General features: G+C 63.7%; 12 protein-coding genes. 1 reads left to right on the top strand and 11 read right to left on the bottom strand.

The features are described from left to right. Positions 1 to 113: 113 nt before the first annotated feature. From DOM36_RS03565 to cysM, 7 genes are all read right to left on the bottom strand, one after another. Entirely contained in the window at positions 114 to 419 is a 306-nt protein-coding gene (locus tag DOM36_RS03565) for a chaperone modulator CbpM (RefSeq protein ID WP_075568838.1), read from the bottom strand. Continuing rightward, on the bottom strand, positions 416 to 1,405 hold the full coding sequence (locus DOM36_RS03560) for a DnaJ C-terminal domain-containing protein (protein WP_110641385.1): 990 nt from the start codon (positions 1,403 to 1,405) through the stop codon (positions 416 to 418). The genes DOM36_RS03565 and DOM36_RS03560 overlap by 4 nt, the downstream gene beginning before the upstream one ends. Positions 1,406 to 1,496: 91 nt before the next feature. Further along, positions 1,497 to 4,196 carry a phosphoenolpyruvate carboxylase gene (gene ppc / locus DOM36_RS03555; protein ID WP_110641383.1) on the bottom strand — a complete coding sequence of 900 codons (2,700 nt, stop codon included), beginning with the start codon at positions 4,194 to 4,196 and terminating at the stop codon, positions 1,497 to 1,499. 161 nt (positions 4,197 to 4,357) lie between these two features. Beyond that, positions 4,358 to 5,230 (bottom strand): nucleoside triphosphate pyrophosphohydrolase, encoded by an 873-nt coding sequence (gene mazG / locus DOM36_RS03550; RefSeq protein ID WP_075568902.1) that lies wholly within the window; start codon positions 5,228 to 5,230, stop codon positions 4,358 to 4,360. Between the two features lie 34 nt (positions 5,231 to 5,264). Then, complete coding sequence (gene relA / locus DOM36_RS03545; protein WP_110641381.1) at positions 5,265 to 7,526, bottom strand: GTP diphosphokinase; 2,262 nt, start codon at positions 7,524 to 7,526, stop codon at positions 5,265 to 5,267. A 1-nt stretch (position 7,527) separates the two neighbouring features. Continuing rightward, the gene (gene rlmD / locus DOM36_RS03540) at positions 7,528 to 8,988 is read right to left on the bottom strand and encodes a 23S rRNA (uracil(1939)-C(5))-methyltransferase RlmD (RefSeq protein ID WP_075568842.1); all 1,461 of its coding nucleotides are present in this window, start codon (positions 8,986 to 8,988) and stop codon (positions 7,528 to 7,530) included. A 2-nt stretch (positions 8,989 to 8,990) separates the two neighbouring features. Further along, positions 8,991 to 9,887 (bottom strand): cysteine synthase CysM, encoded by an 897-nt coding sequence (cysM, locus tag DOM36_RS03535; RefSeq protein WP_075568843.1) that lies wholly within the window; start codon positions 9,885 to 9,887, stop codon positions 8,991 to 8,993. Positions 9,888 to 10,215: 328 nt separating this feature from the next. On the opposite strand from cysM, the gene DOM36_RS03530 reads away from it, so the two are divergent. Then, entirely contained in the window at positions 10,216 to 12,903 is a 2,688-nt protein-coding gene (locus DOM36_RS03530; RefSeq protein WP_110641379.1) for a response regulator, read from the top strand. Between the two features lie 5 nt (positions 12,904 to 12,908). Here the strand turns inward: DOM36_RS03530 and pdxJ are convergent, their stop codons facing one another. The 4 genes from pdxJ to rnc form a co-directional block, all read right to left on the bottom strand. Beyond that, complete coding sequence (gene pdxJ / locus DOM36_RS03525) at positions 12,909 to 13,730, bottom strand: pyridoxine 5'-phosphate synthase (protein ID WP_110641377.1); 822 nt, start codon at positions 13,728 to 13,730, stop codon at positions 12,909 to 12,911. 69 nt (positions 13,731 to 13,799) lie between these two features. Continuing rightward, positions 13,800 to 14,510, bottom strand: a complete 711-nt coding sequence (recO, locus tag DOM36_RS03520; protein WP_075568846.1) for a DNA repair protein RecO — start codon at positions 14,508 to 14,510, stop codon at positions 13,800 to 13,802. Positions 14,511 to 14,617: 107 nt separating this feature from the next. Then, positions 14,618 to 15,517, bottom strand: coding sequence for a GTPase Era (gene era, locus DOM36_RS03515; RefSeq protein ID WP_110641375.1), 900 nt, complete (start codon positions 15,515 to 15,517; stop codon positions 14,618 to 14,620). Further along, positions 15,514 to 16,209 (bottom strand): ribonuclease III, encoded by a 696-nt coding sequence (gene rnc, locus DOM36_RS03510; RefSeq protein ID WP_075568848.1) that lies wholly within the window; start codon positions 16,207 to 16,209, stop codon positions 15,514 to 15,516. The genes era and rnc overlap by 4 nt, the downstream gene beginning before the upstream one ends. Between the last annotated feature and the right edge of the window lie 169 nt (positions 16,210 to 16,378).

Raw genomic sequence — 16,378 nt, 5'->3', positions numbered from 1 at the left:
TCGTAAACTTACCGACGTCAGGATTCGGCCGATGAAACGCCACTCGCCGGATTCACTCCGACGAATGGCGCAAGGCGCCGGTACGGCTTCGAGTCGCGGTATCCGGCCGGGGGTCACTCGCCGGCTCGCCGACGCAATCGCGCGACCTCATCCATCAGTTCCAGCGCCAGTGCCGCGCCGGCCAGATTGACGCCCAGGTCGCGCTGCAGACGCTGGACGACCCTGACGCGATGCAGGCTCGCGCCGTAGAAACGCCACTGTTCGCGTCGGCGACCGTCGGGAACGATGACGCCCTCGTCGACCAGCTCGATGACCCATTCGGCATGTACCGTACAGGTTCGACACAGTTCGCCCAGCGTCAGGACCGGTGTCTCGTCGAGGTTGTCGACCGGTACCCGGGTGAGATCGTGGATGGTCATGACCTGCCCTCCGCTGCCGCTCTGGGGTTGAAGTTCGCCACCGCTTCCAACTGGCGATAGGCCGCCTTGACGTCGTCATTCGTCGCCGGCGGCAGTACGACCTTCAAGGCGACGTAGCAGTCGCCCGGTGGCTCGCCGGGAATGCCTCGACCCTTGAGTCGCAGGCGCCGCCCGTCCTGGGAGTCCGCCGGGACTTTCAGTTCCACCGAACCCTCGGGCAGCGGCACCGCGATCGTGGCGCCCAGCGCCACTTCCCAGGGCGCCACGGGCAGGATCAGGGTGACATCGCGCCCCTCGACCCGATAGCGCCGGTGCGATTCGAACTCGATCTCCAGATAGAGATCGCCCGCCGGACCGCCGCCCATGCCAGGCTCCCCCTGGCCGGCCAGACGAATTCGCTGGCCCTGTTTCACGCCCTTCGGAATCCGGACTTTCAAGGTCCGCTGGCGGGGTCGCACCCTGCCCTGCTCATCGAGCTCGCCACTCTGCAACGTGAGGGTGCGCACGGCACCGCGATAGGCATCCTCGAGCGCGATCGACACCTTGGCATGATGATCCTCTCCGCGAGCACGATACCGCATGCCACCGGGATCGCCGCTCGAGCCTGCGAAACCCTGGCCCGACCCTCGACGTTGACCGAACAGCGATTCGAAGAAATCGCTGAAGGCGGCGCTCTGTTCGTGGGAATAACCTTCCTGCGTATAGCCACCGCCACGGAACTCGAAGCCGGCATCCCAGTCCGGCGGCGGCCGGAAATCCTCGCCGGCCCGCTGACCTTGACCTACCTGATCGTAGGCGAGACGCTTTTCGGGATCCTTCAGGACTTCGTACGCCTCACCCAGTTCCTTGAATCGCGCATCGGCATCGGTTTCCTGGCTGACATCCGGGTGATACTTACGCGCCAGTCTGCGGTAGGCGCGCTTGATCTCTTCCTGAGTGGCATCGCGCTCCACGCCCAGCACCGCGTAGTAATCCTTGAACTCCATGCCGCACTCCCTGGTAACGGGTCGATGACCGACCGCATTTTCATGCCGCCGGTCACTACCGTTATAGCAGGGTTCGCCGCATCTCTCGCACCTAACCGGTATTACGCAGGCCGGCGGCGATACCCGCCATCGTTACCATCAGCGCTCGGGAAAGCTCCGGTGTGATGTTGCCGTCGGCATCGCGGTTACGCTGCAGCAGCTCGGCCTGAAGACCATGTAGCGGATCGATGTAGGGGTTGCGCACTTCGATCGCCTGGCGGATCAACGGCGTATTGTCGAGCAGCCGGCGCTGATCGAGTATCCGCAGCAGTACGGCTTCCAGATCCACGAGGCGCCGGCGCAGCGACTCGCCCAGTCGGGCCAGTGCCGGGTCCTCGACCAGCCGCTTTTCATAATAGGCGGCGATGAGCGGATCCGACTTGGCCAGCAGCATCTCGAGCATGTCCAGATAGGTGCCGAAGAATGGCCACTGTTCGCGCATCTCCCGTAGCCTGTCGAGCCCCCCTTGTTCCTCGAGCCGCTTCGAAAACGCCTCGCCGCTACCCAGCCAGGCCGGTAGCATCAGGCGTGTCTGGGTCCAGGCGAAGATCCAGGGAATGGCACGCAGCGTCTCGATGCCGCCCTCCTGACGCCGCTTGGCGGGACGTGACCCCAGCGGCAGCCGGCCCAGGGCGCCTTCAGGCGTCACCGCCCGGAAGTAAGGCACGAAGTCGGGATCTTCGCGCACGACGCCCACATAGGCACGATGGGCGATGTCGGCCAGGCGATCCATCTCCTCGCGCCATACGGGCCGTGGCGCGGGCGGCGGCAACAGCGTCGCTTCGAGCACTGCGCAGACATAGATCTCCATCGAGCGCAGCGCGATATCGGGCTGGCCGAACTTGAAGCGAATCATCTCGCCCTGCTCGGTCACTCGCAGGCTGCCGTTCACCGAGCCCGGCGGCTGCGACAGAATCGCGGCATGGGCCGGACCGCCACCACGCCCTACAGTCCCGCCGCGACCATGAAACAGCGTCAGTGATACGCCGCCCTCCCGGCACACGTCTACCAGCCGCTCCTGGGCACGATACTGGGCCCAGGCCGCCGCCAGCTGGCCGGCATCCTTGGCCGAATCCGAGTAGCCGATCATCACCTCCTGGTAGTCGCCGGCGACCTCTCGATACCCCGGCAGCGCCAGCAGACGTTCGATCACGTCACCGGCCCGATCCAGATCGTCCAATGTCTCGAACAGCGGGGCAATCGGCAGGCGCACGCCGTTGCCGGCTTCCTTCATCAGCAGCGCCACCGCCAGCACGTCGGAGGGTTGCTGGGCCATCGAAATGATGTAGGTCCCCAGCGCCTGACGATGCTCGCGACCGATCACGCCGAAGGTATCGAGGACTTCCCGGGTTTCGGCCGAGCACTCCCAACGAGGCGGAATCAGCGGTCGCGGCGACACCAGCTCCTCGAGCAGAAATGCCTGCCGCGCGGATTCGTCCCAGTCACGGTAGTGACTGCCGTCGGCGCCGACATCGAGGTATTGGGTCAGCTCCTCGAACACCTGCGCATGGCGGGCACCATCCTGGCGCACGTCGAGCTTGGCCAGATTGACCCCGAACACCGCCACGCGTCTAAGCGTGTCCAGCAGTACGCCGTTGGCAATGGTTTCCAGCCCCACGTCGCACAGCGAGCGGTAACAGGTGAGCAACGGTGCGAACAGCTGCTCGCGCGTCTCGATGATGGGATCATCGCCGGGCGGCTCTCCATCGAGTCGCGCTCGCGCCCATGCCCGAGTCGCCTCCAGCCGGGTCGACAACCGCTTGAGCAGCGCGCGATAGGGCTCTGCAGCCTGGCGGGACCCGGGTGCGGCGTCGTCTCCGACCTCGGCGCGCAGCGCATCGTTGGCCTTCCACATCGACAGCTCGGCCTTGAGCTGTTCCAGGTCGCGCAGATAGAGATCGGCGGCCATCCAGCGCCCCAGCAGCAGGACCTCTTCGGTGACGCGGGCCGTGACATTGGGATTGCCGTCCCGGTCGCCCCCCATCCACGAGGCGAACCGGATGGGCGACGCTTCCAGCGGCAGCCGCTCACCGGCCGTCTCCATCAGCAACGCATCCAGATCGCGGTGAAACGTCGGCACCGCCTCCCACAGCGAGTTTTCGATCACCGCGAAGCCCCACTTCGCTTCATCGACGGGCGTAGGTCGCTCGTGGCGGATCTCGTCGGTATGCCAGGACTGGGCGATGAGCTCCTCCAATCGGCCCTGGGCGCGCTGAAGCACTTCCGGATGACCGCCGCTGTCTTCAATGGTCCGCAGGCAGTCATCGATGACGTCGTATTTCTGAATCAAGGTGCGTCGAATGACTTCGGTGGGATGTGCCGTCAGTACCAGATCGACGCGCATGCCGGCGATGGCATCGACCAGTTGGCGCGAGGAGTGGCCCGACGCCGCCACGCGCTTGAGCAGTTCGCCCAGATCGGGTTGAGTGCCGGGCTTGTAATCTTCGACACGCCGAAAGCGTGCGCGATAGTGCTGCTCGGCAATGTTGGAGAAGTTGAGAAACTGGTTGAAGGCGCGGGTGACCGGTAGCAACTCCTGGTCGGGGAGCGCCCGCAGGTAATCGATCAGTTCCCGCCGATCCGCCTCCTCGGCGCTCTGGCGCCCTTTCTTGGCCAGGGCACGGATCGTTTCGATACGATCGACGAACTCGCTACCGAGATCCTTGGCGATAGTACGGCCGAGGCTATCGCCCAGCAGCCGGACGTTGTCTCGCAACGATTCGTGCAGCGACGTTTCCTGTTCTGGACTCATGGCATCCCTCCCTGAAATGGCTACACCAGGTCGCCCAATGGCGACCCCGGTCTGGGCAGACCAACATTACCCAAGTGACCGATCAAGGATTCAGCATAACGATCTGGAGGAAAGAGTCGACCGGCGGCAAAACGACATTAGTCGTAAATTTACGACACGATTCAGGAGCGTGAGGCTTTCTCTTCCTGCTTTGCCGCCTGCCAATGGCGCTCCATCTCATCGAGAGAGGCACGATCGGTCGCGGAGCCGCTTTCCGCGAGGGCGCGTTCGACATAACGGAAGCGCCATTCGAACTTGGCGTTGGTTCCGCGCAGCTGCTGTTCCGGGTCACAACCCAGACGCCGCGCCAGATTGACGACAGCGAACAGCAGATCGCCGATTTCCTCCTGGGCGTGAGCCCGATCGCCTTCGGCCAGCGCCGATTCAACTTCCGCCAGCTCCTCGCGGATCTTGTCGATGACGCCGCGCTCGTCCGGCCAGTCGAAACCCTGACCGGCAGCACGCTTGCTCAACTTGGCGGCACGGCTCAGTGCCGGTAGCGCCGTTGGAATATCGTCCAGCGCCGAAGCGTCGGCGCCATCGGTTACGCGGGCTTCCCGCTCGTCGGCTTTCAACGCTTCCCAGCGGGTCTTGACCTGGCGCTCGGCCACCGCATCTTCGCCGCTACCGCGCCGGGAATGCAGCGTGCCGTCGGGGAACACATGCGGGTGACGTCGCAGCATCTTGGCCGTCAGCGTATGCACGACATCGTCGAAGTCGAAGCGCCCTTCCTCCCGGCCGAACTGGCTGTAGTAGACCACCTGAAACAGTAGATCGCCGAGTTCACCGGGCAGCTCATCGAAGGCGCGGCGCTCGATGGCATCGGCGACCTCGTACGCTTCCTCGAGGGTGTGGGGAACGATGGTGTCCCAGTGCTGCTTGATGTCCCACGGGCAGCCATGGTCGGGATTTCTGAGCACGGCCATCAGGGTCAGCAGGTCATCGAGGGAATGACGTCGCGAGTCCGGGCGTCGGAGGTCGGCAGGCGGCGCCATGGCGGTCTTGTTCTCGATACTCAAACCTTGATCCTCATTGTGGCCCGTGACCCTGCCCCGAGCCCTGCCTCAACCGCTTGACATCGATCACGTTGGGTAGCTGCTGGATACGCGAGAAGATGCGCTCCAGCGCCTCCAGACTCTCGATCTCCAGCGTGATCCGCATTCGCGCGATGTTGTCGAACTTGTCGGTCACCGTATTGACCGAGGTCACGTTGACGCGGTCGCTGGAGAGGACGTGGGTGACGTCGCGCAGCAGTCCGGAGCGATCCCAGGCTTCGATCTCGATATCCACCGGATACTGGGCTCGCTCTTTCTGACCCCACTCGACGTCGACGATCCGCCGCGGCTCCTCGCTGCGCAACTGCAACACGTTCGAGCAATCCTGGCGATGAATGGTGACACCGCGACCCTGGGTAATATAGCCAATGATCTGGTCTCCCGGCACCGGGTGGCAGCAGTTGGCCATCGCGGTCTTGAGATTGCCGACCCCGAGCACGGTGATTCCGTCGCTGGCCTCCTTGCCCTGATGTCGCCGGGGCTTCGTCAGCAGGCGGTCGAGCTGGTCCTGATCATCACTCTCGCCGAACAGCTGCTGGGCCTGATGCAGTACCTGGCCGATGCGCAGATCGCCCGCACCGATCGCGGCGTACATGTCCTCGACGGCGGTGTAGTTGACCGCGCCGGCCAGACGCGCGAGATCGACACCATCGATGTCGAGTCGGCGAAACTCGCGATCGAAGATCGCCTTGCCCTCGTCGAGATTCTGCTCACGCGCCTGCAGCTTGAACCAGGCCTGAATCTTGGAGCGCGCACGCGACGTGCGTACATAGCCCAGATTGGGGTTGAGCCAGTCGCGGCTCGGCGCACTCTTGGTGGCGGTGAGAATCTCGACCTGTTGGCCCGTCTTGAGCCGATAGGTCAGCGGCACGATCCGACCGTCCACCTTGGCGCCGCGGCAGCGGTGACCAATTTCGGTATGTACGCGGTAGGCGAAATCGATCGGGGTGGCGATCTGCGGCATGTCGATGACGTGACCGTCAGGCGTGAACACGTAGATCCGATCCGGCGCCACGTCGCTCGCCAGCCCCTCCCGGAAATCGCCGACGTCGCCGACTTCCTCCTGCCACTCGAGTACCTGGCGCAGCCACGCGATCTTCTCTTCGTAACCCCGGCTCTTGGCGTCGGTGTCCATGCCCTTGTAACGCCAGTGCGCGCACACCCCGAGCTCCGCCTCCTCGTGCATGGCGAAAGTGCGCACCTGAATCTCGAGCACCTTATTCTCGGGACCGATGACCGCCGTGTGCAGCGACTGATAGCCGTTCTTCTTGGGGTTGGCGATATAGTCGTCGAATTCGTTGGGCACATGGTGCCAGCGCGAGTGCACCACCCCGAGGGTGGTGTAGCAGTCGGCGATCTCGGGCACCAGAATGCGAACCGCCCGCACGTCGTAGACCTGGGAAAAATCGATGCGCTTGCGCTGCATCTTTCGCCAGATCGAATAGATATGCTTGGCCCTGCCATCGACCTGATAGCGCAGGATGCCCTGGCGCTCCAGCAGCGTCTCCAGAGTCTCCACCACCTCATGAATATAACGATCACGGGCGAGTCGCTTTTCCGCCAGCTGCTTGGCGATCGACTTGTACTCGGTTTCGTGCAGATAGCGGAAAGCCAGATCCTCGAGTTCCCACTTGATCTGACCAATGCCCAGCCGATGCGCCAGCGGGGCGTAGATGTCGAAGACCTCACGCGCCACACGCAACCGCTTTTCACGCGATGCATCCTTGACCTGGCGCAGCATGCACGTCCGTTCGGCGATCTTGATCAGCGCAATACGCACGTCGTCGACCATGGTCACCAGCATCTTGCGCAGGTTGTCCTGCTGGTTGTGCTGTGACAGACCGTGCTTGGGCGCCTGAAGCTGGCTGATAGCGGCCATGCTGAGCACGCCGTCGATCAGCTTGGCAACCTCGTCACCCATCTGCTTGGCGACGCTTGCCAGGCTCAGCAGGCCGCGGCGGACGCTACGATAGAGTATCGCGGCTTCCAGTGTCTGTTGATCGAGCTTGAGCTGACTGAGAATGTCGGCCATCTCCAGACCGGTCAGCAACGTCTGATCGGGAAGCGCCTCGATGCCGTGCGCGTCTCGCTCGCTGGCTCGCAGCGCCAGACGGCATGCCTGCAGAATGCGCTCGGGTGCTCGCAACTCGACTTCCTGCTGCAACCGATGCAACCACAACTCCAGATCGACGCTGCCGTCATCGACCAGCGGCTCACTCTCTCGCACCTTTACCATGCTAGCGCTTGCCTCCCGGGACCGGACTGTCGAGATCACTTTGCTGTCGCCGCAGCCGCTCGCGATCTGCCGATCGCGCTGACCGTTCGAGACGTTCCGGTCGCTGGAACAGCGCCAGCGACTCCAGATGGGCGGTATGCGGAAACATGTCGGCCATCGCCAGATGCGACAGCACAAAGCCGCCAGCCAGCAGATGTGCCGCGTCCCGTGCCAGCGATGCCGGATCGCAGGAGACATAGGCGACCTGGGCGACTTCGCTCTGCGCCAGGCGGCGGCAAAGCGCATCGGCGCCCTCTCGCGGCGGATCCAGCAACACCGTATCGTGAGAGTCGATCAGGCCTTCGATCGCTATGCCCGGATCGTTGAGATCAGCCTGCAGGGCCGATACGCTCAGACCGTTATGATCGGCATTGTCGCGCAGCCGCTCGACCATCTCATTGCTACCTTCGACAGCGGTGACACTGGCAACGTCATCGGCCAGGGCCAGCGAAAAATTGCCAATGCCTGCGAACAGATCGAGCAGCCGCTCGCTGCCGTGCGGTGCCAGCCACGCTCGAAGGGTGTCGATCAGGCGCTGATTGATCTCGGCGTTGACCTGAAGAAAATCGCCCGGCGCCAGCCCAAGCGACAGCTGGCGCCGGCCACCGTCGACGGCGGTGACCAGCCGCGGCTGATCGCTCAGCCAGACCAGATCCGTCGACTCTCTTCCCCGGCGTAGCGCGCAAGCCAGTCGTTCCCGCCCGGCGAATGCTCGCCAGCGCTGCGCGTCTTCAGGCACGTCGCGCAGCTGCCGAACGACCACGGTGACGACGTCGGCATCGGTCAGCAGCAGTTCGAGATGCCCGACGTGACGGGGCGCCTCGAGCGATTCGAGCTGGGCTCGCAATCTCGGCAACAGCGACGCCAGCGGCGGCGCCAGCACGTGACAACTGTCGATATCGACCAGCTGCTCGCTACCCCGCGCCCGAAATCCAAGATGGACGTGGCCTTTCGCGTCACATTTGACGCCAAGCCTGGCGCGGCGCCGATAGCCGGCCGAATCGCCGACCAGCATCGGTACGTCATCGGGCGCCTCGATGGACTGGCGCTTGAGCAAATCGACCAGCACCTGCCGCTTGTGCTCACGCTGGCCGTCGACATGCAGATGCTGCAGATCGCAACCGCCGCAACGGGTGGCATGGGCGCACGGCGGTTCGACACGGCTCTCGGCATCGCTGAGGCGCCGGCGAATGTGCGCTTCGTCGTAGCGCTTGCGTTGGCGATGTATCGCGACCTCGACCCGCTCGCCCGGCAGCGCGGCATCGACGAATACCGTCTTGCCCTCGACGTCTCGTGCCACACCGCGGCCGTCATGCGCCAGCCGTTCGACGATCAGTGAACCGTCATCGCTTTTCGCCGCCGGCTTGACCGACTGGCGTTCACGCCGGATTGCCGGTGCGCGTCTCTTTCCCAGCATCGCCATGATCAGGTTTCCGGCGCGTAGAGGCCGGTGGAGAGATAGCGATCGCCGCGATCGCAGACGATGAACACGATGACCGCATTGTCGACCTGCTCGGCGACCCTGAGCGCGCCCGCCAGCGCACCGCCAGAGGAGACACCGGCGAGAATCCCCTCTTCCCGAGCCAACCGGCGCATGTGCTCCTCGGCTTCCTGCTGGCCGATGTCCAGCACGCTGTCGACTCGCTGCGGTTCGAAAATGTCGGGTAGATAGGCCTCGGGCCAGCGCCGGATACCGGCGATACTCGCGCCGTCCGCCGGCTGCAGACCGACGATCCGAATCGAAGGATTGCGCTCCTTGAGATAGCGCGACGTCCCCATGATGGTACCCGTGGTGCCCATCGCACTGACGAAATGGGTGATACGCCCTGCGGTCTGTTCCCACAGTTCAGGGCCGGTGGTGCGATAGTGGGCCAACGGATTGTCGGGATTGGCAAACTGGTTCAGCGGCTTGCCCTCGCCTCGCGCGATCATCTCGTCGGCCAGGTCTCTCGCCCCCTCCATGCCGGCCTCCTTGCTGACGCCGATCAGCTTGGCGCCATAAGCCGCCATCGCCTGCTTGCGCTCGCTCGAGGCATTGTCCGGCATGATCAGGACCATCTTGTACCCCATGACCGCCGCGGCCATGGCCAGCGCGATGCCGGTATTGCCGGAGGTCGCCTCGATCAGCGTGTCGCCCGGCGAGATGTCGCCACGGGTTTCGGCTTCGCGAAGCATGGACAGTGCGGGACGATCCTTGACCGAGCCCGCCGGGTTGTTACCCTCCAGCTTGGCCAGAATCGTGTTGTCGCGTCCGGCGTTGATGCGGGCGAGTCTGACCAGCGGCGTGTTGCCGACGGTCTGCGCAAGCGTGGGAAATGCCATAAAGAAGTTCCTGAAGCCAGAGCCTGTACGATTTCGACCTGAACCATCGACCCACTCGGTATCGACCCAATGGCATCGACGAAAGTGGCAACGACGAAATGGCCGGCCGGAAACCGGTAAGTGGAATGCCGATAGTATATCGAAGCCGACGGGGGACATGACAGCCATCATCCACGTCGGAACCCGACTTCTGCATCGATATTGCTGCCCGGTCATCACGAGGAGATACGTTTTTACGACATTGTCGACTCCCGTTACGTCCAGGACTACGGTTTCGTAGGCTTTCGCCGATAGAATCCCATGTGAACGTACAGGGCTTCGGATATTCATGGCTTCACGCTGGCTGATCATTCTTTCTCTACTGCTTTCTGCCCTGTTGCTCGGCCTCGTCGGGTGGCACAGTTGGGCGTGGCAGCATGCCAACGATCAGATGCTGTCGCGACGGCTGCAGAGCATCAACCGTGTCTTCACGCCCTCGCTGGCCGAGGCGGCGCAGGACGAGGACATGGCCCGGGTGCACAAGCTGCTGTTCCGACTGACCGGCGATCCCGCCATCCTCAATGCGACACTGCGCGACGAGAGCGGCAACGTTCGAGACTTTACCGGCTCGGTCCCTCCGCCGGCGGATCTGGCGATACTGCCGACGACGCTCACGACCTGGAGTCATGATGGGATCCAGCGCTGGATACAGCCTCTGGAGCCATTCGTCAGCGTCGAATCGCCCCATCGCTACTGGCTGGACCTGAGCCTTGACCCCATGCGCGCCGCTGCCGCTCCGGAGCATCCTTTCAATCGATGGACGCCGCTGCTGGCGCTACTGCTACTGTTTCCGGCCGTACGGGTCTGGCGACGTTCACGGCAAGTGGAGAGCGCGGCAAGGCGACAGGATGAATCCGGGGCCCAGGCGTTGCCTCGCCCGGCCCCTTCGACGCCAGCGCAGACGCCGAATCATCTCAACGGCGATCTGGCCTACGTCAGCCATGAGCTGCGCGCGCCGCTGTCCGGCGTACTGGGATTCTGTCGTCTGCTGGAGAACAGCCCTCTCGACGCTCGCCAGCGCGAGTGGCTTCGCCATATCCACCTGGCCTCCAACGGGCTGCTGGATACCGTCGACCAGGTCCTGGGAGATACCCGCCGCTGTCGGGCGGACAACGTGTTCGACGTTGCCGAGGTCCTCTGGGAGGTTCTGTGTCTGCAGACGCCGCTGGCGCAATCGCGCCACATGACCTTGCTGGCCATCGTCTACGACGATGTTCCGCCCCGCCTCGTTGGCGCCGACATTGGCATCCGCCAGTTGCTGACCAATCTGATCAGCAATGCCATCAAGTACGGAGCCGAGGGCGATGTCGTCATTCGTGTCGTTCTCGAGAGCCGAGAAGGCAGCGCCGTTCGATTACGCCTGAGCGTCAGCGACGGCGGCGGCATCGACCCCATCCACCGTGAGCGGCTAAAGCGGGCGATAGAACGAGGACGGGACGGCGCAGTCGATGCAGAGGCTGGCGTGGGAATCGCTATCTGCCATCGCCTGGTAGCAGAGATGAATGGGTATCTGGCACTCGCGACACGCGCAGACAGATATCTGACGGTCGTTGCCAACATTGGCCTGGAGGCGTGTGAACCTTACGTTCGCCCGGCGGAATTCGACCTGGAAGGTGCCGAGATCGAGCTTTGGCAACCCCATGGTCGGCTCGCCCAGTTGCTGGATTACGCGCTCAAGCGATGGCAGGCCCGCCCGAAATCATTGACCGACCCCGCTTCATTGACGGCTCCGAGTGACTCGATTCAGTTATCGATCATTGGCATCGACGAGACGGCGCTCGCGCCCGAGACGCATCGCATCTGGCAACAGCGCTTCGACGCCATGACCAGGCCTTGTCTGCTGATCGCCAACATCCCGCCGACTCTCCCGCTCAGTTGGCGGCTGCCACGAGGCAGTGTCGTCCTGAGATTGCCGATATCGCGCTACAGCCTGGGGCGAACCCTGGCCAAGATGCTTGCCGAGTGCCGTCAGCAGGAAGCTTCCTCTCGCTTTCGCGTGCTGGTCGTGGACGATGACCCAGTCTCTCGGCACTACCTCGATGCGGTTCTTCCCCTGATCGGCGCGGAAGTGGTGTTAGCGGGTACCGCTGCCGAAGCCATTGCCGTCGCTTCGGAGCACGCCATCGACCTGGTGCTGATGGACCTGCATCTGCCCGACGCCAGCGGCTTCGACGCGACCCGACGCCTGCGTCGGCTGAATCGGGAATGGGCCCATAAACCCATCATTGCCATCACCGCCGAGCCGGAGGCAAACGCCAGACACCGGCTCGCCGATGGCGGTATCAACGAGATGCTGACCAAACCGCTGGACGAACAGCGACTGAGAGACGTGCTGGCGCGCTATCTGCCAGCGACGGCGCCCGAGGCCTCTGCGCTCCAATCGCCTGCCGAGCCGATACCGCCTGGCGTCGCGTCCTCCGAATCGACGGCTGTCGAGACAGCCCCGTCCGAGACGATCTCGCCCGGAACGTCGTCGGAAACCGTGTCGTTCGAAACCGTGCCGATCGAGCGCGCAACCTTGATTTCGACACGCTCCGGCCCGGCGACCGCGGGGGGCTCATCCACGGATCGGACGCCCTCGCCCATGAGCGCCGATCCGCGCAAGCAGCCATCGCTGCATGCCGGCGATCTGCCGGTCGTCGACAAGGCTCGGGCTGGCCGGATCAGTGGCGACCGCGACGCCCTCGCCGAGGAGATGATGGGATTGCTGATTGCTGACCTGCCACGATATCGACACGAATTGAACATGGCGTGGCGAGACGGTGACGTCGGGCAGCTGGGGGAGATCGCGCATCAACTCGGCGGCGGCTGTCGTTACTGTGGCGCCATCCAGCTTGCGGCTGCCTGCGCAAGGATGGAGAGCCGATGTCGCCGTCACTCGCTGGACGAGTGCGGCGAAGCGTTTCATGAATTGATGGCCGCCTGCGACCGTCTCGCTATCTGGGCCGATGACCAGACGATCACCGATACCCGCTGAGAGACTTAACCGGCGTCGCGATCATGATGATGGTCGTGCTCGTGTTCGTGCTCGTGCTCGTGCTCGAAGGATTCGATCTGGGCAACGAGGCCCGACTCCTGTCCGGCGACCATCAGCCGCTTCATTTCCGCCACGGCCTCCTTGAGGCCGACGAAAAGCGCCCGCGCGATGACGGCGTGGCCAATATTGAGCTCATGGATGCCGGGAATCGCGGCAACCGCCTCGACGTTGTGATAGTTCAGGCCGTGACCCGCGTTGACCACCAGCCCCAGTTCGTCGGCAAACTCCGCCGCGGCGGCCAATCGTTCGTATTCGAGCCGCCGGCTCTCGCCCGTGGTTTCCGCGTAGGCACCGGTATGCAGTTCGACCACCGGTGCGCCGGCTTCGAATGCCGCCTGGATCTGCGCCGGTTCGGGGTCGATGAACAGCGAAACCCGGCAACCCGCCGCCTTGAGTCGCGCACAGGCGTCAGCGATGACGTCACGGCTGGCAGTGACATCGAGCCCCCCTTCGGTGGTCAACTCCTCACGCTTTTCCGGCACCAGACAGACGTCGGCGGGCTTGAGCCGCTCGGCCAGCGCCACCATCTCCTCGGTGACCGCCATCTCCAGATTCATGCGCGTGTTGAGCACGGCGGCGATCAGTTCGACGTCGCGCTCCTGGATATGGCGCCGGTCTTCGCGCAGATGCAGCGTGATGCCATCGGCGCCGGCTTCCTCCGCCAGCAGGGCTGCCTGGACGGGGTCCGGGTAACGCGTGCCGCGCGCCTGCCGCAGGGTCGCGACATGGTCGATATTGACCCCCAACTGAATGCGGGTAGCGATCATCGGTTCGATCTCCTTGATGTAGTGAGCTTGACGAAGAATCCGCGATAACGGGAGCGCGACTCCGGCGTCTCAGGCATTGCCCTGACGGCGGCGCTGCCCGAGCCGTTGCATCAACTCTCGAGAACGCAACGGCTGATGGCCGATCAGTGGTGCCAGGGCGGCCCGCGTCAATGCCTTGCTCAGGCCGGCGAGACCAGGCGCTTCCCAGTCGCCCCGCGCCAGCAGCTTGAGGCTGCGGCCATCCCAGCCTGGCTGCTGTGCAGCAATAGGCATGAATCTGCGACTGCCGGCAAGATAGGTGTAACGGGTGGCGGGGTCGAGCGGACTATCGTTGATGTCGAGAAACACCGGATCGGCATCCAGCGTCTCCAACAGCGTGATCTCGAGGCGTCTCAGGCTGATCGCGCGCTCGGCGGGCCGGGTCAACCGCTCGATCGCCCAGGCGTAGATGGCGAACACGTCAGCTGCCGGCAGCCCCACCGGCAGCGTGCGCGTCAACAGCTCGTTGGCGTAGAGACCGCAGAGCAGGCCCTCGCCGGCCAGCAGTACTGCACTCTGCGTCGTTTCCATCATGCGCAGGCGCTTGAGATCGCCATCTCCGATCCAGGTCAGGTGCAGGGGCGCGAAAGGCTGCAACTTGGCGCGGGACTTGCTTCCCGCTCGCTGCACGCCCTGGGCCACCGCGCGCACGTGGCCGTGCTCCAGCGTGATGACATCGACCAGCGCGCTGGTTTCCCGGTAGGGTCGCTTGTGCAGGAGGTAGGCCGGCTGGGGCGTCATTGCCAAATCTCATCCGTCAGGAAAGCGCAGGCGGTTCCAGCGCGAAGCCGATCGTCAGGTCGGGCTCGGTCCGGAGCCGGCCAAGGTTCGGCCTGATCCAGATCTTTCTAGTCCAGGTTATAGCCGAGACTCTTGAGCGCACGGTCATCGTCCGACCAGCCGCGCTTGACCTTGACCCACAGGTTGAGCATGACCTTGGCATCGAACGCCCGCTCCATCTCCTGCCGGGCCTCGATGCCGATCTTCTTGATCCGCTCGCCCTTGTCGCCGATCAGAATTTTCTTCTGTCCATGGCGCTCGACCAGCATCAGCGCGCTGATATGAATGACCTTGCCTTCATCGCGGAACTCCTCGATCTCGACGGTCATCTGATAGGGAAGTTCGTCGCCCAATTGGCGCATGACTTTCTCGCGCACCAGCTCGGCCGCCAGAAAGCGTTGACTCTTGTTGGTGATCTGATCATCGGGGAAGTAGTGCACGCCCTCGGGCAACCGCTTGGCGACTTCGCCTTCCAGCTCCGGCACGTTGATTCCGTCCTTGGCCGAGAGCGGGAGAATCGCGGCAAAGTCACGTCTCGCGGAGAGCGATTCGAGCCACGGCAGCAGCGTGGTCTTGTCCTCTAGCCAGTCGACCTTGTTGACCGCCAGAATCACCGGCGCTTCGACATGAGCGAGCTTGTCGAGTACGACCTGATCCTCGTCGGTCCAGCGTGTGCGATCGACCATGAATACCACGCAGTCGACATCGCGCAGCGCCTGCGAGGCGGCCTGATTCATGAATCGGTTGATCGCCTTGTTGCGATCGCGGGTCTGCAGATGAATACCGGGCGTATCGACGTAGATGAACTGCGCCTCACCCACCGTCTTGATACCCATCACCTGATGACGGGTCGTCTGCGGACGCCGCGAGGTGATGGAGATCTTCTGTCCCAGGATACGGTTCATCAACGTCGATTTACCCACGTTGGGACGCCCGACGATAGCGACGAAACCACAGCTCTGTGTCATTGGCGCTTGCCCTTCGAGGGTTCGAGTTGAGTCAACGCAAGCTCCGCGGCCTGCTGTTCGGCGATTCGACGGCTGGCGCCCTCGCCCAGCGTCGGCGACTCGCCGAGCATCGAAACGTGACACTCGACGCTGAAGGTCTGGGCATGAGCCTCGCCTTCCACCGAGATCACTTCATAACGCGGCAGTGCCTGCTGACGCGACTGCAGGAATTCCTGCAGCCGCGTCTTGGGGTCCTTCTGGGTGTTGTGCAGATCGATCGCTTCCAGACGCGTTCCGAACCAGGCCAGCACGCGACTGCGTGCCACGTCCATGCCGGCGTCGAGATAGATCGCGCCGATCACCCCTTCGAGCGCGTCGGCGAGAATCGAGTCGCGTCGATGGCCGCCGCTTTTCATCTCGCCGGACCCCAGCCGCAGGCACTCGCCCAGATCGAATTCACGCGCCACCACGGCCAGCGTCTGCCCCTTGACCAGGCCGGCCCGCAAACGGGACAGCTGCCCTTCCCGCGCGGCCGGAAAGCGCTTGAACAGCGCCTCGCCGATCACGAAATTGACGATCGAATCGCCCAGAAACTCGAGCCGTTCGTTATTGGCGCCGCCGACACTGCGGTGCGTCAGCGCCAGTTCCAGCAGCGCCGGGTCACGAAAGTCGTGGCCAATACGGCGGCTGAAGCCTTGCAGAGGATCACTCACGTCATTCCCATTAAGTCGTTATCTTTGAAACGAGATCATCATGAAGCAAAGATTGGTCGTCTTCGAAGCAAAACGGGCGCGGGATAGCCCGTCGCCCACTGTGCGAGTTGCGTGTCCAGCCGCCTTTCCGCGAACTGGCCGATACGGCCCGAAAGGCGCGTTCGGCGGC

Origin of the sequence: Salinicola sp. CPA57, assembly GCF_003206035.1 — a bacterium.
Classification (GTDB): domain Bacteria; phylum Pseudomonadota; class Gammaproteobacteria; order Pseudomonadales; family Halomonadaceae; genus Salinicola; species Salinicola socius.
The sequence above is the reverse complement of the archived record's forward strand: the minus strand, read 5'-3'. Positions and strand labels throughout refer to the sequence as shown.